The organism is Ketobacter alkanivorans, from assembly GCF_002863865.1.
Classification (GTDB): Bacteria; Pseudomonadota; Gammaproteobacteria; order Pseudomonadales; family Ketobacteraceae; genus Ketobacter; species Ketobacter alkanivorans.
This window is the reverse complement of sequence record NZ_CP022684.1, coordinates 2,812,940-2,833,948: the sequence shown is the minus strand read 5'-3', so window position 1 is coordinate 2,833,948 and position 21,009 is coordinate 2,812,940. Positions and strand designations below refer to the sequence as shown.

The 21,009-nt window shown below is 55.8% G+C and carries 18 protein-coding genes; 14 read left to right on the top strand and 4 right to left on the bottom strand.

The annotated features are described in order from the left end of the window. Positions 1 to 10 precede the first annotated feature (10 nt). From icmH to tagH, 4 genes are read right to left on the bottom strand one after another with little or no spacing between them, the layout of a single operon-like run. A complete protein-coding gene (gene icmH, locus Kalk_RS12160; RefSeq protein ID WP_101894508.1) occupies positions 11 to 907 on the bottom strand; it encodes a type IVB secretion system protein IcmH/DotU in 897 nt (298 codons plus the stop codon). 45 nt (positions 908 to 952) lie between these two features. After that, entirely contained in the window at positions 953 to 2,287 is a 1,335-nt protein-coding gene (gene tssK, locus Kalk_RS12155; protein ID WP_101894507.1) for a type VI secretion system baseplate subunit TssK, read from the bottom strand. A 37-nt stretch (positions 2,288 to 2,324) separates the two neighbouring features. Further along, positions 2,325 to 2,810, bottom strand: coding sequence for a type VI secretion system lipoprotein TssJ (gene tssJ / locus Kalk_RS12150; RefSeq protein ID WP_101894506.1), 486 nt, complete (start codon positions 2,808 to 2,810; stop codon positions 2,325 to 2,327). Between the two features lie 54 nt (positions 2,811 to 2,864). Continuing rightward, a complete protein-coding gene (gene tagH, locus Kalk_RS12145; protein WP_101894505.1) occupies positions 2,865 to 4,535 on the bottom strand; it encodes a type VI secretion system-associated FHA domain protein TagH in 1,671 nt (556 codons plus the stop codon). A 340-nt stretch (positions 4,536 to 4,875) separates the two neighbouring features. Here tagH and Kalk_RS12140 point away from each other — a divergent pair, with 340 nt between their 5' ends. The 14 genes from Kalk_RS12140 to Kalk_RS12080 all read left to right on the top strand — a co-directional run bounded on the left by Kalk_RS12140 (position 4,876) and on the right by Kalk_RS12080 (position 21,003). Continuing rightward, the gene (locus Kalk_RS12140; protein ID WP_233716624.1) at positions 4,876 to 7,068 is read left to right on the top strand and encodes a TonB-dependent receptor; all 2,193 of its coding nucleotides are present in this window, start codon (positions 4,876 to 4,878) and stop codon (positions 7,066 to 7,068) included. Positions 7,069 to 7,543: 475 nt separating this feature from the next. After that, on the top strand, positions 7,544 to 8,131 hold the full coding sequence (locus tag Kalk_RS12135) for a DUF4255 domain-containing protein (RefSeq protein ID WP_101894504.1): 588 nt from the start codon (positions 7,544 to 7,546) through the stop codon (positions 8,129 to 8,131). Continuing rightward, positions 8,128 to 8,919 carry a hypothetical protein gene (locus Kalk_RS12130; protein WP_101894503.1) on the top strand — a complete coding sequence of 264 codons (792 nt, stop codon included), beginning with the start codon at positions 8,128 to 8,130 and terminating at the stop codon, positions 8,917 to 8,919. Before Kalk_RS12135 ends, Kalk_RS12130 begins: the two co-directional genes overlap by 4 nt. Positions 8,920 to 8,941: 22 nt before the next feature. After that, on the top strand, positions 8,942 to 11,098 hold the full coding sequence (locus tag Kalk_RS12125; RefSeq protein ID WP_101894502.1) for a phage tail sheath family protein: 2,157 nt from the start codon (positions 8,942 to 8,944) through the stop codon (positions 11,096 to 11,098). Between the two features lie 31 nt (positions 11,099 to 11,129). Beyond that, positions 11,130 to 11,591 carry a phage tail protein gene (locus tag Kalk_RS12120; protein WP_101894501.1) on the top strand — a complete coding sequence of 154 codons (462 nt, stop codon included), beginning with the start codon at positions 11,130 to 11,132 and terminating at the stop codon, positions 11,589 to 11,591. A gap of 10 nt (positions 11,592 to 11,601) precedes the next feature. Beyond that, positions 11,602 to 13,107, top strand: a complete 1,506-nt coding sequence (locus Kalk_RS12115) for a hypothetical protein (protein ID WP_101894500.1) — start codon at positions 11,602 to 11,604, stop codon at positions 13,105 to 13,107. After that, positions 13,100 to 13,639: a phage tail protein gene (locus Kalk_RS12110; protein WP_101894499.1), complete on the top strand. Its 540-nt coding sequence runs from the start codon at positions 13,100 to 13,102 to the stop codon at positions 13,637 to 13,639. The genes Kalk_RS12115 and Kalk_RS12110 overlap by 8 nt, the downstream gene beginning before the upstream one ends. 6 nt (positions 13,640 to 13,645) lie before the next feature. Beyond that, a complete protein-coding gene (locus Kalk_RS12105) occupies positions 13,646 to 14,743 on the top strand; it encodes a CIS tube protein (RefSeq protein ID WP_199767903.1) in 1,098 nt (365 codons plus the stop codon). Between the two features lie 39 nt (positions 14,744 to 14,782). Next, a complete protein-coding gene (locus Kalk_RS21220; RefSeq protein ID WP_158643460.1) occupies positions 14,783 to 14,950 on the top strand; it encodes a hypothetical protein in 168 nt (55 codons plus the stop codon). A gap of 27 nt (positions 14,951 to 14,977) precedes the next feature. Next, complete coding sequence (locus tag Kalk_RS12100; RefSeq protein WP_101894498.1) at positions 14,978 to 16,030, top strand: phage late control D family protein; 1,053 nt, start codon at positions 14,978 to 14,980, stop codon at positions 16,028 to 16,030. Continuing rightward, entirely contained in the window at positions 16,027 to 16,665 is a 639-nt protein-coding gene (locus Kalk_RS12095) for a phage baseplate assembly protein V (protein WP_101894497.1), read from the top strand. Before Kalk_RS12100 ends, Kalk_RS12095 begins: the two co-directional genes overlap by 4 nt. A 13-nt stretch (positions 16,666 to 16,678) precedes the next feature. Then, positions 16,679 to 18,370: a hypothetical protein gene (locus tag Kalk_RS12090; protein ID WP_101894496.1), complete on the top strand. Its 1,692-nt coding sequence runs from the start codon at positions 16,679 to 16,681 to the stop codon at positions 18,368 to 18,370. A gap of 23 nt (positions 18,371 to 18,393) precedes the next feature. Continuing rightward, positions 18,394 to 18,783, top strand: a complete 390-nt coding sequence (locus Kalk_RS12085; protein ID WP_101894495.1) for a GPW/gp25 family protein — start codon at positions 18,394 to 18,396, stop codon at positions 18,781 to 18,783. 15 nt (positions 18,784 to 18,798) lie between these two features. Further along, entirely contained in the window at positions 18,799 to 21,003 is a 2,205-nt protein-coding gene (locus Kalk_RS12080; protein WP_101894494.1) for a putative baseplate assembly protein, read from the top strand. Positions 21,004 to 21,009 lie beyond the last annotated feature (6 nt).

Below are 21,009 nucleotides of genomic sequence, written 5' to 3'. Positions count from 1 at the left end.
TGAACTTGGACTACTGTTTCTTATCCGTTTTTAAAATTTCAGCACTCAGCGTGTTCAGCTGGGCAGCTGTTGATTCGGTGGCCTGAGACATCCAAATACTGAACCCGCTGTAAACCACCAGGATGAGCGCCAATACCACTGCCGAGACCACCCACAGCGGTAAAAACTCCATCAACCCGTGCTTGGCTCTTACGGTTGTATTGGCGTTGATCGACAGATCCGGCTGAAACTCACCACGCAGTTTTTCAATGGTGTTGTATAAATTGTCCCGCAGGGTTTCCAATTGATCGCGACCTCGGGGATCTATTCTGAATTTACCTTCAAAGCCCAGGCTCAGCAGAAGATAATCCAGTTCTATGATGTCCAGATTGGTGCTGGGTGCTTCCATCATTTTGGCGAGTATGGCAAAGAACTTTTCGCCGCCGGAGGTTTCTTTGTGGAACAGACTCAACAGGGAACGCTGTGCCCATCCGGCCTGGGCGCCCCAGGGTGTGTTCATGACGGCTTCATCCAGCGCAGCACAGATCTGATAGCGTGAAGCCAATGCAATTTCCGGACGGGTGTTCTGGCTTTTTAACTTACTATCAAACAGTTTGATTTCTTCAACCAAATTGCGATGCAAGCCAGCCACATCGGCATGCTGGGCTGTGTTTCGCAATTTGTTGGCCACCGCCAGCAGGGTGGTAGCAGCACTGATCACCGGGTTCAGGCCTCGTTCTACCTGCAACAGCTCTGTAGCCAGCATTGCCGGAGCCGATGACGCGGGGGCTGCGGCCGCTGGCGATGAGGGAGCGGGCGCAGCACGCTGGGCTCCGGGCTTGGGAATAAAAACGGTGCTGTCCATGTCCGCCTGCGACGGTTGTCGCTGACCCGGTGTAAATACGGTTTTATCGTCGTCGCTGCTCATGACTGATACCCAATCTGAATTCCGTCTGTGTTAGTGTTCCACGCTTCAATCACGAATTGTCCAAAGCTCCATGGACAAACCCGGGAAGTTCCCCCCCAGATGAATGGCAAACCCACCTGAGGTTTGCATCATTGCCCACAGCTCGCTGGATCGATCCAGTTCAAAATAGGTAAACCCGGCATGGTAGGGAATCTGACGCGGCGCTACCGGCAGCGCCTGTAAACCGATTCCCGGCAGTTGCGCACTGATGAATTCACGAATGCGTTCTACCGGCGCAATCTTCACCTGAGCAGGGAAACCGGTGCGCAACTGATTGCCGGGAACATCGGCCTTCACTGCCAATACGATACTGGCTTTGCCGATAATGGAATGGTCGCTTATGGGCGCTACGTGAATGCCGTATTTGCGCTCGGTGAGTTCCAGTGAAACCGCAGTTTGTTCCAGCACGGTGCTCAGGCACTGTCGCAAACTTATCAACACGGCATCAAAAATAGTCTGCAGATCTTCGTGCTGATAACGGGGAAACTCAGGTGGTCGTTTGGTGCGGGTGGTAAAGGTTGCAAGCTCGCCCGCCATTTGCAGCAATTCGGTGTAGCACGCCAGGGGATGCAGCTGATTGATCGTGCTGATATGGGCAATCAGTGGTTCTATTCGATTCAATGCCTGCAGTAACAGGTAGTCGGCAATTTCTGCCGATCCAGCCCGACCGCTGTCGGCCAAACGACCACTCAATGCCTCAGCGCGATGGTGAATCAATCCATGAATCTCTGTGAGATGGCTGGCGATAACCTGGGACTTTAAGCAATCCACCATGGGCGGGATGTAAGCGTTATCCAACTGCACGGCTTTATCGGCGATGTATTCTTGAATACGCGCGATGCCGATTTTGGCATAACCGCTCAAATCTTCAGACCCCAGTTTCAGTATGGCATTGAGCTGACCTACTGCGATATCAGTGGGCTCGCCTTGCTCGCCTACATTATTGCGGACTTCGATTTCTACGCTGTTGTGACGGGCCAGTGTATTTTGGCCGTCTTCCTGGGTGATTTCCATGGCACCGGCACGACGCAATGGCAAACACAGATACACCATCTCGTTATTGGTGTTCTCCGGCACACTTAATACCGGTGGCAGCTCATCTCCATCGGGAAAACTGAATGGGCTGCCGTCGGGAAACACACCGCGCGCGTAGCTGATGCCGATTTTACCCAGTTTAAGCAGTTCGCTATCGAGGGTGATATCCAGCAGCCCCCACAGGTAGCCACCGATGGCTTCGCAACGACCGTCAATGTAGCGTTCAAAATAGCGGTCTTGCTGCTGGAAATGCTGGGGGCGCAGAAACAACCCCTCGGACCAGACCACTTTATTACTGATTGTCATTGCGGGCTCCTGGTGCAAAACAATGTGCGGAGGGCTGTCAGTCTTCGATACGCACTTTTAGTTTTTCTATGCTGATGCGTGCTTTGTTGGTTGTGTGAGGCTCAATGGGTATTATCGCTTTGGCCTCGGCATCTTCATATTGGATGTATTCACCCAGTATGCCGATGAATTTTACGTCCGGCGTCAGGTTGAAGGTTTCCACCCGGCTCTCTCCCGGTGCAAACTCTTTCAGTCGGGTGATCTCAATTAAATCGTTGCCCAGTCGGCTCTGGGGATCTTCAAACAGGTTGAGGAAGTCTTCCTGCTTGAACTGGCGGGCATCCCGCAAGGTGATGACCTGCACCACGATGGGTGCGGCCTTGCCTGTGGCCGTAGTGGGGTTCACATCCATGCTGGCAACGAATTTGAACTCGGCGGAGGTTTCCAGATTGAGGGCTTTGCGGGTGGTTCCGCAGGCGGTCAGGCTGAAAATCAACAGCGCAGAGATGGTGATCTGTAACAGGTGACGAAGCGGCATCATCATATTCTGAATCTTAATATTAGTTATAGTGAATGGTTGCCAAGTGGGGTTACGACATCAACGATCCGGCTTACTGGATTTGATGTCATCCACTTGCGTTTCATACGCACTTGCAAACTCCTCGCCAAAAAGACGATTAAAGCTTGTCTCGGGATCTTGCTGAAGTTTATCAAAGTATTCCACATAGGCATCCCACAGTCGGGCTTTTTTGCTACTGAGTAGTCCTTTAGTAGCAGCATCGCCAAAGCGGGTCTCCAATGCTTCTGGTGAAAACTTAGCCAACATCTTCTCATACGCACTGCGCATACCCGCCAACAACGCCATTTGGTGGCCTGCGATGTCGTTGAACGCCTCTGCTACCGCCTTGCTACCGGACATGTAGGCACCGGAGTGCTCCCCAAACAGATATCGCTTGGCATCCTTGTCGGTCAGGGCGAATTTAAGGGGGTTGTTTTCCACGGGCTGAATCATGGTGCGATCCAATCGCAGTTCATTTTTTATACTACTGCGAGCACGCAACAACTCCAGCAGATGGCCGATGGTGGCGTTCAGCACAGCAACGACTTCGGGTGTCAGGGCATCGAGTTGGCCTTGATCCAGGTTTCCCAGCTCCAGTAATTGCGCCAACACCTGGGCGGTATCGGCAGCATCGGCGCTGGCCGCAGGTGAGGGTGTCGGCTCGGGCTGGGCAGGCTGCGCTCGCGAAGCCTTGGCAGCAGGTTCGACTTTGGGCTGCGGCTGGGGCACAGGCTCTGCCATGGCAGGAGGCTCGGTGAACTCCGCTGCAAACGGTGATGACATGTCACTTTGCGGCGTGACAGGTAGCAGGCTGGGCTCAGTTTGGTCAGGCACAGGGGTTGATGCCGGGGCTGGGGCACTGTCGAGGCCCAGCAGCGCGTCCAGATCATCCGCATCGTCTACCTCGGGAATAACGGCCGCTTGCTCTGGGATCGGTGGGGTCTGACTTTCTGGCGTGGGAATCTGAGGAACCGGTGTCGGCTCGGCAGCAAAATCTGGCGTCGGCACAGGCTTGGGTGCCTCGAATGCCTGACTCATTGGATCAACATTATCCTTTTGGGAGCCTTTCCACCAATCAGGATCTTCCTCCTCCGGCACCGAATCCAGAAATGAGCCCCCCATGGGCGACTCGGAGCGGCGCGCCTGATCAATCGCTGCCAGGGGATCGTTCTCTTCTTCAAAATCGGGGCTGGCCTGCACCACATTGGAGGCTCCCCACAAGGGCTGGGGCTGGGCAGGCTTGGATGCGGGCTCGAGCCATTGATCCAGGTCGTCGGCTCCGCCTGAGGCTGGGGCTTGCGCCGGTGTTGAGGCTGCCGGTGGCACCCCCAGATCATCCAGAAAGCTACCCGCAGTGGGCGCTGATGCAGGCTTATCGGCTACGCTGGCTGCGAGGCTTACGGTAAATAAGTACTTACCCATGGCAATGCAGTCCCCTTCTTTTAATGGGGCTGAATTGTTCGGCCCGATCGCGGTTGGGCTGTCATTGAGAAAGGTGCCATTGGTGCTGAGGTCGGTCACCACGTATTGACCCAGCTCGTGGGTAATGCTGGCGTGCTTGGACGACACAATGCGTTCGCCATCGGGCAATACACACTGATTGCCTGGGCCGCGCCCAAAGGTGGTGCCAGCTACGCTGATATCGATGGTTTTACCGCTTAACGTGCTGTCCGGCGGTGCGCTGGTCACGGTCAATCTGAGTGTCGTCATAGTAATTCTGTGGATGGTGACATCAATTTGTCGATCAAATCGGAAGTTGTGGAAGCTCGCCCTCGCCGGAGCGCCCTGCCATTTAGTATATCGCAAGCTCGAATTGTTAAAACTATTCAATGCATTAACTGCGCAGCTGCCAACATAGCGGAATTGCTTCCATTTGGCTACGGCCTTGCCGTTTGGAGCTCGGTATCGGGCTTTTCGATCTTTACGCTGCGCCAGAGACAGTGTAGCAAATTTATACTTGATCAAACTTTCACCAGGCCAGGTTTGTCTCCGGTGCTACTGCGTTAATTTCTCCTCTATACTGATGTCAGCAACGCTTACAGGAATATGTGTGACACGGATTTTTCCCAACTGTCTGTATTCGGTGATGTTGCTCTCCATATTCGTATGGTCGGCGGCCAGTGTGTTTGCAGAAGAAAGCAGGGCTCCAGTTGATTTGCTGGATCTTGACCTGCAAACCCTGCTGACCATTGACATCACCCCCAGCGCTGATGCTTCTGCAGCGGGCTTGAGCCTGCCCCAGCCCGGCGGTCAGACCGCCCAGGGCAGTCGTGTTGGTATACTCGGCAACCAGCCTGCAAGCGTTACGCCCTTTTCCGTCACCAGCTACACACAGGATTACATCGCTGATCAGCAGGCCAACGATGTGGGCAATGTTCTGCAATACGATTCCAGCGTGCGGGTGGCGCGAGGCTTCGGCAACTTCCAGCAGCTCTATGTTGTGCGCGGCTTGCCTATTTTTTCCGACGATATGACCTACAACGGTCTGTACGGCATGCTGCCACGGCAATACCTGGCTGCAGACCTGATCGAAAGGGTGGAAATCCTGCGTGGGCCAAACGGGTTTCTGAACGGTGCACCGCCCAGCGACAGCAGCCTGGGTGGTGCCATCAATGTCATGCCCAAACGTGCGCCGCTGCAGCCCCTTAACCGTGTCGTCATGGGAATTCAGTCCGACAATCAAGTGTCAGTTGCCACCGACATTGCACGTCGCTCAACTGACGGTCACTTTGGCATAAGACTCAACGCCATCAGCCGCAACGGTGACGCCGCCATGGATGGAGATTCGCGGCAGCTCGGATTAGCCACCGTCGGTCTCGACTACTCAGGTGAAAAGCTGCGCCTTTCTGCCGATCTGGGTTACCAGAATCATCAAATGGAGGCGACCCAGCCCAGCATCACCATTGGCAGCGGCCTGGACATACCCAGTGCACCGGATGCCAAAAACAGCATCGCTCCAGACTGGAGCTATTCCAGCGAGCAGGATCTGTTTGGCACCTTGCGGGCAGAATACGACTTCAACGCCAACTTAACCGGCTGGCTGGCCGGAGGCATGCGGGAAGGTGAAGAAGACGCCCGTTTCGCTGCTTTTCTCACCGTCACCAACGACCTGGGAGACTACAGCGCAAACCGTTTTGATGTTATCCACGAGGACTCCGTCGCGACGGGAGAGCTGGGCGCACGCTATCGGTTTGTTGTTGGCGCAGTCGAGCATCGACTCACCGTTGCCACCGCCACGTTCAGCAATCATGCCCACAACGCCTACGCAATTTACGATCCCTTCAATGGCAATATATACAATGCAAGCCCCATAGGGATGCCTGGCAGCCTGAGTTTTGCAGGTGGAAATCTGGACAACCCTCTTGTCACCTCGTACACCCACACCAAAAGCTATGCGGTGGCCGACGAAATCGCCCTGCTGGAACATCAACTGCTGTTGACTCTGGGAGCAAGATGGCAATCCATACACGACAAAACATACGACTACGACAGCGGCGATCTGATATCACATTATGACGGCGATCAAACTACGCCGACACTGGCTGCGCTGTATCGCGTAACACCTCAACTATCTATTTACGCAAACTATGTTGAGGGCCTGACTAAAGGCGGCAACGCTCCAGACAGCAACAGCAACGGCCCTGTCAGCAATGCAGGTGAATCGCTAGCGCCGGTTCGGGTTAAACAGATCGAAACCGGGCTTAAGTATTCTACCGACAATCTCGGTGGCAGCATCAGCTTGTTCAATATGGACAAACCGGTGCTGGGTTTCGATGAGGCTAACCGCTTTACCACAACCGAGGAACAAAGCCATCGCGGCATTGAATGGTCGATGTTTGGCAAGCCAACTGCCAATATTAAATTACTAGGAGGCATCAGCCTGCTGGATACCGACCTCGACGACAAGCACAGTATCGGCGCGCCGCAACAACTGGCCAACCTGAATTTGGATTGGAGCCTGGCCAACGTGAACGGCTTATCGTTGAACAGTCACCTGATGTACACCAGCGAACAATACGCCGATGCAGACAATCAACAACGGGCACCATCATGGTGGCGCTGGGATGTGGGCGTGCGTTACATCACCGAGGCTTGGCAAGGCAGCAACGCTGTGTTTCGTCTGCGCGCCACCAACATCACTAACCGACATTATTGGGCTTCGGTTGGCGGCTATCCAGGGGCTGGTTATTTAACACTCGGTGAACCCCGCGCCTTCATCGGTTCATTATCGATTGATTTCTAATCAGCTCATTTCTTGAGCTTATCTTTTTACTAACTCAAAAAAATATTACGCAACGTCTCCGCTTGATTAATATTTGCTCTGATTGTTTTTCGCACATGTCGTGACAGAAAAATGCTTTCGAAAATTTCACAAAAATTTGATGTGCAGCAACAATCAATTTCACTCAACATAAATCTTTTGCAGTGCCCACTGAATCCCCTTGCGGACAAAATCGCTTTGCTTTAGCCTGAATGTTCGATCGCTTCCGGCGATTCATTTTATCGTTGCACCTATCGCAGCAGTGCAGTTGTTTGTTGATTGAAAAACGCAGACGTTTTTTTAATCGATACGGTGACACTTTTATTATCGATGCGGCTTATGATCCTGTTTAACTTTGATTAAGTCGCAGCGCTTTTGTAGTGAATTGCACAGAAAAAAGAACAGCAGTAGAGAAGAATAATTACTCACAAAGCATGCTGTCGCGATAGGAGTGTGAATGGCTTCGTACAAAGGTGTACAAGGTGCGCTGATTGCTCTTGAAGATTTCTTCAAAAGCCGACTGCCTGCTGATCTCAGTGACGGCCCCACCAATGCCCGCGTTGCGCTGTTGGGCAGTTTCGATATCGCCAACAACCTCAGCGGCAATTTGCTGGGTATCTATTTGCACCGCATTACCATCGACGATCACGGGCGTGCCCGCTTTTTCAAACCCTTGGGCACCGACAACAGCGGCCCACGCCCCGAACTACCGGTTAATCTGCATTTTTTACTGATTGCCAACGCCACCAGTGCGGCCATTGAAGCAGATTTGATGAGCTGGGCCATTGTCGAACTGGCCAACCACAGCCAGCTGGATATTTCCCACGTACAAGACATCGATGATGAATGGGGTCAGGCAGAGGTATTGAACATTACCCCCGCCGACATGAGCACCGAAGATCTCATGCGCATTTGGGATGTGTTCGAATCCCCCTACACCAGCACCATGGCCTACACCGCAAAAACCGTACGCCTGCGTTTGAATCCGCAACGCAGCGAAGGCCCCGATGTGGTGACCCGTGTGTTTCCCGGAGGGCGTGTATGAGCAGCATTACCATTCTGGAAACCAACGTACTGCACGCCAGTGATATTTTATATTGGCTAAATGGCAGCAGCGCAGAAAACACTGCGGACATGCAACGCATTCCACATCCGCTGCAGCTACAGCTGTCGAATAAGCCTGCTGATTTACAGTTACGTCATGGTGCTGGCAAAACAGCGCTATGGCGCAAACCCACCACGCCTATCGTTAATGGCGTGGCCGACGATATCGACAAAACCTTTGTACCCGGAGCCGGTTTTTTATTAAGCGGTGTAGTCAGTGATCCCAAGGGGTTATTTAACCCTCGCACGTTTTCCACCACCGTTGGCAACAGTGATGTGCCTCTGCCGGGGCAGGCTCTGACTCTTTACCCAACACCACTGGGCACGCGATTTGGCAAAGCCGGTGGTTTGATCGCCACACTGCGCTACGCCGCCGACGGCAGCATTGTGCCCTGGGCATTGCTGACGGTGAATGTCACCGTTCCCGGTGGTGGCACCCAAACCTATCGCGCCCAGGCGGATCATCGTGGCGATGTGATGGTTTCATTACAACGTCTGCCGCCCCTGCCCGAAGGCATTACCGAATACAACGCACAAATCAGTGTACAGGCACTGTTAAGCGCCGATCCCCAGGTGCCACTTGCCACCGACGATCTGGTCGCCATGGAACTTGAAAGCCTGTCCACTCCTGCTTCGTTTTCCGACCCCATCGGATTTCAAGTCGTACCCGGTGAGATTCAATTAATCCGATCCGCCAGCAAGGATCACTTAGCCGTGCAACCCAGTTGACCGCAACTGAAAGGAGATGACCATGCCTGAATACCTAGCGCCGGGTGTGTATGTAGAGGAAGTCAGTTTTCGTTCCAAATCCATTGAAGGAGTTGGCACCAGCGTGGCGGGCATAGTCGGCCCAACCCGCTACGGCCCCCTCCGTGGCAGACCCGAAGTGGTCACCAGTTTTGCAGAGTTCACCCGTATCTACGGCGACGTGCAAAACCTGTCTTTGGGTGGATCTGACGTTTTGAATCACACTGCCATTGCCGCCAAGGCTTTCTTCGACGGCGGCGGCAAGCAACTGTATGTATCGCGTGTTGCCAACTATGGCTTACCGACCGACGGCTTCGCTTCTGCTGCAGACAGCAACGACTTTGTCACCTTCCAAAGTCGGTTTCCGGGCGCCATGGGAGATGTGACACTGGAGGTGAACTGGCGCGACAGCGAGAACCTTATCCAGTCCACCGTTACCAGCGGCCCTCAGGATCAGGACATCGTCTTTATTGATGCCACCGGCCTGCCCCAGAACGCCATCGCCAATGGCGCTTTGCCCGCTTCCCATTTTCCTATGGACATTCGCGGTGTGGTGCAACGGGATGGCGATCACTTTGAAATTCTGGATGGGCTGTGTGTGATAACAGCCGACGACGCTGCGCCACTGGCCGCCGCCGATCTTGCCACCCCGGATGGCCACCTGGTGATTGCCAACTTGGTGAACGACGTCGATACCAGCATCACCTACACTCAGGTGGCGGCACGCCGCCCCACCAGTGGAGCACTGGCAGACGGCACCTCCGCGGTGTTGACTCTGAGTGAAGAAACCGATCTGTCGGACTTCTTTACCGGCAGCCACTGGGGCACCCTCACCACCTTGCGGGGCACCCTGAATGCCGCCGGTACGATCTTCACCGTGGATGGCAGTGGCTTGAACGCAGGGGTAGGCAGCGCCATCGATTTATACTTGTCGGCATTGGCTGCCGCACCGGGCAGCGTCCGCACGATGATGGTACAGCGCACGTTCGACATTAATGTGCGCAGCGGGGGCAGCAATGGCCCGGTGATTTACACCTATGGCAATGTGACGTCTGCACCCAGCGGCAGCAACAGCCTGGCCAGCGTTATGTCCGCAGCGCCGGAGAAACGCTACGACCAGCTCACCAGTCCGCTGCAATGCACTTTGGCCAACAGCGTTACCGGCGAGCAAATCATGGCCGCGCTGTACGAACTGTTCGATCCCGCAGCCATGAGCCCCGGCCCCAATTCGGTGGATGGAGCCCGCTACCTGATCAGCCTGAGTGGTGGCAGTGATGGTGCGGCACCGCAGGCAGTGCATTACGGCGGCGCCACCAATGAAGTTACCGGCAGCTCCGGTTTTGCCGCACTGGAAGACATTGAAGACATTTCCATCGTCATGACCCCGGCAGCGGCCGCCGATGCCACCAACCATCAAGGGGTGGTCGTGGAAATGCAGAAGCACTGTCGCAAGATGCGCTATCGCGTTGGCATTGTCGACAGCCGCGAAAGCATGTCCATTTCCGAAGTACGTGCGTTCCGCTCCCAGTTTGATGACTCCCGCCTAGCGTTATATTACCCCTGGGTGATCAGCTCCGATCCACGCGGCATCGCTACCACCATCAACGTACCGCCCGCCGGTTTTGTGGCCGGTGTTTATGCCAACACAGATGTGCAACGGGGCGTACACAAACCGCCTGCCAACGAGCCGGTGATCGGTGCGCTGGGCTTTGCACAGGACATTAATCGTTTCCAGCAGGAACTGTTAAATCCAGACGGGGTGAACTGCCTGCGTTCATTCCCCGGCCGTGGCCATCGGGTTTGGGGTGGTCGCACACTCTCTGGCACCGATCCAGAATGGAAATACGTTAACGTTCGCCGTTACTTCCTCTATCTGGAACGCTCGATCGAGAAGTCCACCCAATGGGTTGTGTTCGAGCCCAATGGCGAGCGCCTGTGGGATAACGTGCGCATCACCATTGAGAATTTCCTCTATAACGAATGGGTTAACGGCCGCCTCCTGGGCAGCGCCAAGACCGCCTATTTTGTGCGTTGCGATCGCAGCACCATGACCCAAAACGATCTGGACAACGGGCGACTGGTTTGTGAAATCGGTGTGGCAGCTTTGCAACCGGCGGAGTTTGTCATCTTCCGTATCGGTCAGAAAACCGCTGACAGCTAACCGGCCACTGGATGAATAAGAGGACATAAACATGGCAACTTTTCGCGATACACCCTACAGCGTTTTTAATTATCTGGTGAACCTGGATGATGGCACCGAAGGCGACATTGCCGGCGGTTTTTCTGAAGTCTCGGGTTTGAATGCCGAAATCACCGTGGCGGAATATCGCAACGGCAATGCCCCGGTGAATTACGTCACCAAGGTGCCTGCCATTCACAAGGCAGGGGATGTCACCTTGAAGCGTGGCGTGATCGGTGCAGATAACATCTACACCTGGCTGGATCAGGTGCGGGCCGGTGATGTCACCGCCAAACGCAACGTGGTCATCAAGCTCAAAAATGAAGACGCCACCAGCTCCAGTGCGGTGGTAACCTGGAAGCTCATCAATGCCATGCCCATTAAGTGGACAGGGCCAACGCTGACCGCTAAAGGTGGCAGTGACGTGGCCATTGAAGAGCTGGTGCTGGCCGTTGAGCACATTGAGCAGGAATAAGGGCTGACCTATGCAGCAACTGCTGGCATCCCGCATTGCTTTGACGCCACGGCCATTACCACGCCTTAATGTGGCGCTGGAAGTAGCCATGTTGGGCCATTGTCCGGGGCCGGTGCGCATCGAGCGTCTGCTTGCTCTGGGCAGTGCCGTGGCTGAAATGCGGCACGCCGGGTTTGGTGCGGCATTGGATGCGCTGCAGGCGGGTACCGCCGATGCCGAATTGCAGTTGCTGCATCATGTACCTGTTCCTGTGCGCTCCAGTGCCGAGTTTCACGATATTTTTCCTGCTGCACGCAGCACCGACACAACCTACATCAGCACTCTTGCCGGACGTCGCGCCTGGCTGCCCCGCTGTGTGGATGATTTCTTTGCCAACGGTGGTGAAAAACTGTGGGTGGTTTCTATTCCACAGCAGCAGGGGTTGAACGGCTTTTTACCGGCCGCCAATACGCAACTGCATGATGTCAGTACCCTACGAGGCATCGCCACGGCGCTGGTCATTGCATCGGTAGGCAGCCTGTCGCTACCGGATCTGGAACGACTGCAGATACCGGCTCGCTTGCCGGATATTCCCCGGGTGCGCCTGGACAACCCTGATCCACAATTTTTACCCTGCGGCACCAACACCGACGACGATCATCGAGAGCGACGCCACTCCTCTGAAGTGGCGCTAAGTGAAATGCCCGACCCGGCAGCGTTTAATGTTCTGCTGCAAGGTATTTTGCCCTTTATGGCGCAGTATCGCCCGGACGTGCAATGTTTGCTGACCTTGCCACTGGCCTACGCCGGAGAACTGGATAGCCCTGCCGTGGATCAGCAGGCACTGCAATGGCTGCGCGACATCCGCGACGGCGACAGTGGTCATCGCTTGCGTCAGATGCAGTTTTTGTTTCCCTATTTAAGAGGGGCGCAGTTTTCATTACACAGCCCGGCAGGTGTCATCGCAGGCAAGCAAAGTGCGCGCGCACAGCATGTCGGCCCCTGGCGCTCCATCGCAGCCCTTCCGCTGCAAACCGATGGCCTGCCCTATCCCCGTTTAGCGGTTGCTGAAACCGTCAGCCTGCGGGACAACCCCGGCGTATGCGTGCTGCAGCAACGCAGTGGCACTCTGCAACTAGATGATGAGCGATTGGTGGTGCCTGCCCTGCACCCGGAGGACTATGCCTACGCCAATAACCTGCAACGGTTTGATGGTTTCCGCTCGGCGGAGGTGATGCGTCTGTTGGGTTATTTGCAGCGTCAGCTCAATGCGCTGGGGGATCAACTGGTGTTTAACATCGATTACCGCGATCCCCGCCCACGTTTGTTACTGGAACGTTTTTTTCGGCATCTGCAACAACAGGGTGCTTTGCGAGGCGCCACGGCAGAGGAGGCGTTTCGCATTCGGGAAATCAGCTCTCGCGAAGGCGCTATGATTTACGAGATCATGATTGCACCGGCGTTTCCTATAGATCGCATTCAACTCACCTTTACCAATGTGGATGGGCAGTGGCAGGGAGGGATCGGCGGTGTCTGAGTTTGTTCCGTTTCGCTTTCGCGTCAACTTATACAACAGCAGCAGTAATCAATTGCTGTGCTCTGGCGCTTTCAGTGAGGTCACCGGTTTTGAACTCACCATGGAACCCAAGGCCATTCAGGAAGGTGGCCGCAACTGGGGTGAACTGCAACGCAGCGGCATCACCAAGTTCGCGCCCATGATTCTGAAACGGGGCGTCACCAGTGTGAATGATTTATGGAGTTGGTTTGACGCCAGCACCCGTGGCTCCAATTACGGCTATCGCCTGCATGGTGAAATTATTGTGTTGGGCAACCCTACCACCACGGTTGCAGCAGGTAACGGTAAAGATGCCCATCCTGATGTCACGGTGAATGAACATCACATGATGACATGGCGCTTACAAGGTGTGTTGCCCACCAAATTCAAAGGCCCGGATCTGAACGCCACCGGTAATCAGGTGGCTATCGAAGAGGTGCATCTGGTACACGAAGGCCTGGAGCTGGAACGACCACCGGCCAGCAGTAATAGCAGCGGCAGTCAGGGAGGGTAATTTGATATGAACCCCGAGCGCGGAAAACTGATTCCAGTCAGCGGCAACAACAACACGCCAGACATGAACAACGCGGTGGATGTTCAGTTCAACCCCACAACGTTAAAGGTGAGCCTGTCCAACACGCTGAAAGAGAATCAGCGCAACGGCAATAGCCGTTCTACCCAGTATGTGGATAAGAGCTCATCTTCACTGACGGTGGAGTTGATTTTTGATACCACCTATATAGAAGCCGCCCCCAGTCAGGGGGATGCAAATCAGGGTCAGGGGAATGCGCCAGCCTCCAGCAGCAGTGCCAATCGCATCGAGCAAGGCTCCGATGTGCGCGATCAGACCAAAAAGATCGCTGAACGGTTTTTGAAACCCATTGGCTCTGGCAGCCGCATGCAGGCGCCCAAGCGCTGTCTATTCCAGTGGGGCAGTTTTGAGTTTGTTGGGCTGGTGGAGAGTTACGAAGAGACTCTCGACTTTTTCTCCAAGGAAGGACGTCCACTGCGCGCAACGGTTTCCCTCAAGTTGAAAGAGGACCGTTATCAGTTCCGCCAGCGTACATCCGGGGTTGCCGCGGCGACTCAAGATACACCGACACTCAGCTCAACGGGCAACACCGATAACAATAACGCTGGCAACGGCGACAATAACCCGGACAGCAATGGCGCGCCACGACCCGACCAGAACACGGCACCGGTGCCCGGAGCCAGCGATAATCAACCGGGCAACTGGCGCGACACGGCCATGTACAACGGCGTCGAAAATCCTCGCCTGCCGTCGGCCTCCACTTTGGCGGTGCCCAACGTTTCCGCCAGCTCCGCCGTGGGTGCCAAGGCGGGGTTTGGCATGGGCGCCAGTGTTGGCGCTGGCGTTTCCATCAGCAGCTCGGTATCCGTAAGTTCATCTGCCACACCGGCATACCGTTTTGGTGCCTCCGCCAGTCTGGGCACCAAGGTAGAAGGCGCCTTCAGCGCAGGAGCCAGCACCGCATTAAATGCGGGCAACCTGGCCAACGGATCGGTGCAATTGCGCAGCAGCACCACAGGCAACCGAGCACAACTGAAACTAACAACCCCTGCAGTCAAGTTTGATGGTGGCGTGGGGTTTGATTAATGCCTATTTAGCAACAACCGCAAGACAGGAGAACACATCATGCCGGTGCTAATTGACGAGGTGATTGCCGATATTCAGGAACCGGTGACACAGGCACAGGAATCACAGCCAGCATCACAACAACAACCGCTTTCGGTGGCGGAAGTGGAGCTGGCCAAAACGCTGGAACGCATCCAGCAACGGCAACAACGTTTGAAAATTGATTAACCCGTTATCAGGAATCCGCAGCGCACTATGACCGAAGACGCCTTTATCAGCACCCGCCCCAGTTTCAAAATAGAGGGCGAGACCCGTGAGGATATGCAGGAAGCCATCACTGGCCTGGTGGTAAACCTGCCACTGCACGGCTGCGCTCACGCGGAGCTGACCCTCACCAACTGGGGTGTGCCCGAGGGCGGACAAGAGCCTGATTATGTATTTAATGACATCGGCCTGGGTGCGGAGGTGGAAATTGAAATGGGGCAACCCAACCCAACGCTGATTTTTAAAGGTGAAATCACCGCCATTGAAGAACAATACGGCGATGGCGCGCCGACCCTGGCGTTGCTGCTGCAGGATAAACTGCACTGGTTGGCCCGCGCGCGACAGAATCGCAGCTATGAAGAACAAAGCCCCGATGACATCGTACAGGCCATCGCCAGTGAAGCGGGCGTGCGCGCCGATGTGCAGGTATCCACCATCAACGATACCTGGCATCAGCTCAATGAAAGTGATCTGGCTTTTTTGATGCGCTTACTGGGGCGCTTTGACATTGCCCTGCGCATGGATGGCGACAATCTGCGTGCCAAACCCGAGCAACCTGACAACAACCCCGTTGAAATCAGCGCCCAAGACAGCGCCTTGCAAGTGCGGCTGATTGTGGATCTGAATCAGCAACCCCTGTCCTCCACCGTTCAAGGTTATAACGTGGGCACTGCAGACCCAGTGGATCACACCAGCGAACGCATCACACCTGCGCCCGCTGCCACCAGCGCCGTTGATACGCTTGGGCAACTGGGCTGGCCAGGAGAGGAGATCGTACCCCATCCCTTCGCCCGCAGTCAGGGTGAGGCCGATGTGTACGCCGATGCGCATTTTCGTCGTGCGGCAAAACGCTTTGTGCAAGGCGATATCGTCTGTCAGGGAGAACCGAGCCTGAAAAGCGGCCGTGAAATCGTACTTAGCGGTGTCTCCCCCCGCTTGCGCGGCACCTATCAAGTGGTGCATTGCAGCCATCGTTTTGATAACCAGACCGGTTTCGAAACCCATCTTAAAGTCAACAAAGCCGATTGGAGCCCAGCCTCATGAATTCCCACGTGCTCGGCCACTTACACAGCATGCAACTGGCACAGGTCACTGATAATGCCGACCCAGATAACCGAGGCCGCGTGAAGATTCGTTTGCAATCTGCCCCCATGGAAATGTGGGCCAGCGTGGTGGCTCCGTCGGCGGGCCAGGGTTACGGTGCCAGCTTTATTCCGCGGCTGGATGAGATCGTGGTGGTGGCCTTTATTAATCAGGATACACCGCTGGTGATGGGCAGTATCTGGTGCGGCAATGGCAGCCGCCCGGAAGATGCAGACCCACAGGAACAGCACTACGTGGTACGCACCCCCAACGACACCGTTTTGGAATTTGACGACAGCGATCCCAAAGTGGAATTACGTACCCGCAGTGGCTACCACATCACCATTACTGAAGGTGGCGGCGGTGAAGTAAAAATCGAACGCGGCAGCCAAAGCGTTACCATGACGGCCTCCGACATTACGGTAGACAGCGCAGGCCCGGTGAACATCAATGCCGCCACGGTGAATGTCTCTGCCAGCATGGTGCAGGTCGACGCTGGCATGTCCCGCTTCAGTGGCGTCGTGCAGTGCGACACCATCATCGCCACATCGGTAGTGGGCACCACATACACCCCCGGCGCGGGCAACATTTGGTAATGAGGAGGCTGACATGACCAGTGCACAACCCATTCACAGTGTTCGTCTGCGACCGCCGTTTTTCCAGAGGCTGTCTCAGTCCGGTGAACAGGCATCCCTGTTGCGGTATCTGGATCCCGATTTTGTTAACCGCTTTCAGCAGGATGTAAGCAAGCAGCGCTTTGCGCAAACCCAGTTTGCGGATTGGATTAAAGAAGAAACCCACAGCCAGTTTGATAGCAAACCGGTGTTGCGGTTGCCCACCCATCGCGCGTTTCATCTGGTGTGCTGCGAGGTGGTGTGCGAACGCTTTGGCCGCCCGGCACTGGATCCCGCCCGCATCACCTCGGCCGGTTTTGTGATTCGTCGCCAGCGCCAGGGGCAGGAACAGGCCTGGGTGTTGGAAGAAGGCGAAGCACTGGGCTGGCAGGATGCCAGCAACGAATTGCGTGACCCTGATTTGGATCGACGCCTGTGCCCCAACGGCCTGCTGCACCCACGCACCAATCAAGCTGCCTACAGTGGTGAACAGACGCATCCTTTGCATGTTCTTAACACCGTGGATGACAACGGCAAATGCCACACACTGCTGTTCGGCTACGTCCCCTTGGGGGGGTTCTATTATGAACGCCAGGCAGCCAAGCTGTTTGCCGCCGGTGATCGGCAGGAGATTGAAAACTTCGCCGCCAGCAGCCTGCCCTGGCCCTTTGGCTATCGAGAAGGCAAGCAACTGAGTTTTCTGCAACACCACGCCCTGCCGGTGCACGATGGTGTACCCAGCAAAGCCATGTTTGAACTGCTGCGCTTACTGGTAAATCGCTACCATCTGGGGGAAGCGGGCAGTGCGCAACACAGCCGTCAGAACGCCAGTTTGAATGCCGATCTGGAAGCACTCTGCTCATCGTTATGGTTTTACGATGATCGGCGTCTGCCTGCGAATCTACGCAATGGCCTGTTTAATGAGCACTCTCGTGAACTGGTGAAAGGCTATCGGCAATTTCATCTGACCCACTATCTGCAGCAATGTTTTGCCCAGCAGGAACACAATCCACTGGTGCAATGGATTATCCAGCAGGAGCAGGCGGCGGACAAAGTCGGCGGCCTGGATAACCTGCCAACACTGGCAGCCCTGCCCAACAGCAATGGCAACGGTTCGTTAACGTTTTCATTAAGAATCGTGGCCAGCGATGCGGAAGATATTCGTCATCAGCTGGGCCAACGTTTTCGAGAGCAAACCCTGGCTCAGGCAAAGGAAATTCCTCTGCCGAAGTTTGGCCAGGGGCAACAGGATGTGTATCAGATCGTGCCCTTTGTACGCTCCAAAAACGATCAGGGCAAAGAGCAGATTCAATGGGCCGATGAATACAGTCGATCCATGGAGTTTCGTGTAGCCGCACCCTTTGATCCCGAAGCCAGCCGCCCATCACTGATCCCCATGCCCAGCCTGCGGGACTTAAAAAGAGGATTAGCAAAAGGGGCCAGCGTGCTTACCCCCGGCGACACCTTTGATTTAATCAATGGCCTCAATCTGAAAAAGGGTGCCAGTGAGGATGTCATCGGCGATGGCCCCAAGCTGGGCATCCAATGGATCTGTTCGTTCAGCCTGCCGGTGATCACCTTGGTGGCCATGATTCTGCTGATGATCATGATTTCGCTGCTGAACATTGTGTTCTTCTGGCTGCCCTGGGTTCGGATCTGTCTGCCGTTCCCGAAAATTGAAAAGTAGCATTGAGCAATGAGGCGTTAAGCATGGCAACCCCGACCCCTAAGATTCAAAGCTGGCCACTGGGTAGCGTCAATGAAGACGGCGCGCTGACCTGGGCCAACGATGATCAGAGCGTGCGTGAAGTGATGTTGAATATTTTGCTGACCCGCCCCGGCGAACGCCTGCAACGGCCCGACTTTGGCGCGGGGCTGCTGAACTTTGTGCATCAACCCAATAACGAAACCACCCGTAACCTGATTGCTGGCGTGGTGCGTAAATCCCTGCAGCTGTGGGAAACACGGGTGACGATCGATGGCGTAGAGGTACAACCCAGCCCCGACAGTCTGGCGGAAGTGCACATCAATATCCGCTATCGAATGCGACATAACCCGGCCCCCGCCGAACTGGGCCTGACCCTGAACCTGGGTGTGTAAGGAGGAACTGAGACCATGCCATTACCGGTCCCCAATCTGGACGATCGCCGCTTCGACGACCTGGTAGCCGAGGCCAAAGCTCGTCTGGCTGCCCATTTGCCGGAGCTGACCCAGATTGCTCCCGGCGACCCAGTGCACAGTTTCATCGATCTGTTCGCCTGGCTTACCGAAACCATTCTGTATCGCGCCAATTTGATTCCCGAGCGTCAACGCCGGGTGTTCCTTAACTTGCTGCAGATTCCGGTGCGCCCGGCCCGCCCGGCCCGTGGAGTGATCTGCGTAGACGCTGGCCCCACCAGCGTGTTGCTGGCACCGTTGTTGAAAGATGGCAGCCAATTGCGCGGCGGCAAACAAACCCTCACCACCCAGGGTGAATTGCAGCCCACCTGCCTGAGCCTGCAGGTGTTGATCAAGCAAGCCTTGTCCACCGATGATCTGGATGCCCTGGGCATGACGTTGCAGGATTTACATGAGCAATTCGGCCTGCGCAAAGGCGAGAAACCCAATCCATTCCAGCCACGCCGCTTTGAGATTGGCCGCGAAAACATGAGCCTGGAAAAAAGCCTGGATCAGAGTTTCTATTTGGCCTGTATCGCCCCCAAACAACTGGACAGCCACATGGATCTGCTGCGGGATAACCTGGCCGGTGTGCGCTTGAGTGTAGCCATCGCCCCCGCCGATAATCTTGACGGCGATGCCATCAGCGACCTGGAAGCCCGTAATCTGAAATGGGATCTGGTGGCGCAAGGCCCCGATGGCAGCACCCGTTTTCTGCCTCTGGACATTCTTTCTGACACCTCCTTAGGGGGGCGTCAGACCGGGGTGGTGCGCCTGCGCCTGCCAAAGAATTCAGCCCTGTTTGAAGACTTCGCCAACGCCGACCCCATGTTCGATGGCAGCAAGAACCTGCCCCCGGCGCTGGATGATGCAGTAGCGGCGGCGCGGGTTGCACTGTGGATTCGCCTGCGTTGCCCGGACGATCCCGGCCTGCAATTGGGGTATCTGGGCCTAAACGGTGTGGATGTGGTGGCACAGGGCCTGCGTCGGGATCAGATCGTCGGCATGGGCACCGGCCTGCCGGATCAGGTGATTGCCCTGCCAGACCAACACATTGATGCCAGCACCGTGGTATTGCAGGTGGAGGATCAAGGCAGTTGGGTGGATTGGAGCCCGGTGGATTTTCTGGCGGGGCAAAGTGCGGATGCGCTGGTGTATCGCCTCAATCCTGAATCCGGTTTCGTCTACTTCGGTGATGGCCTTGCCAACGGTAAGCGGCCGCCCCAGGGTGCCCGCATTCGGGTGGCCCAATACCGCTATGGCGGCGGCCAGGGTGGCAACCTGGCCTGCGGCACCATCAAAGAGATCGTCGACGGCAGCCCCCGTTTCAAGCTGCGCCATGAGTGGCCCTTAAGCGGTGGCCGCGACGCCGAGACGGTGGAACAGGCCGAACAACGTATTCCCCAGTTTCTTACCCATCGCAATCGTGCGGTGACCGAAACCGACTTTGAGGCGCTGTGCCAGTCGAACCCCATCAACCCTGTGGCCCGCGCCGAGGTCATTAAAGGGTTCCTGCCCGGCAATACTCTGGATGCGGCCCGCGCCGATGTGCCCGGCGTGGTGAGCGTGTTTGTGCTGCCACCGGCAGAGCTGGGCATTGGCAACTGGCCCAAACCCAATAAAGGCCTGCTCAAGGACGTGTTTTCGTATCTGTTGAATCGAGTGTTGGTGGGCACCGAAATCTATGTGCTGAGCCCGCAGTTTATACCGGTGGCGGTGAGCATTGTGGTGCAGGTGCGCGACCCTCAAACCGAGCAGGACACCATACTGGCCGTGCAAAACGCTATTACCGAATATCTGTGGCCCTTGCAAAGCGGAGGTGCCAGCGGCCATGGCTGGCCCATGGGGGAGTCTGTGCGGGTCAACGAGCTGCTGACTCAGGCCGCCCGAGTAGACGGGGTGCAGGCGGTGAATGCCGTGGCGCTGTTTGAACACAGCCTGAAAAGTGGTGCCAAAAGCAGCGAAAAAGTCTGGCGCCGCCTACCTCAGACCGAGGAGCTGGATCTGAAGACCTATCAACTGCCGGAGCTGATGGGCGTGCGTGTTGAGATCGGCAAACCCGGTGACACCCCCAAACTGCCGCAGGGCATTGGCCCACTGGAAGGCAGCCCCAGCGACAGTCGGGATGGCATCGCCGTGCCCGTGATACCGGATCTGTGCTGATGAGGG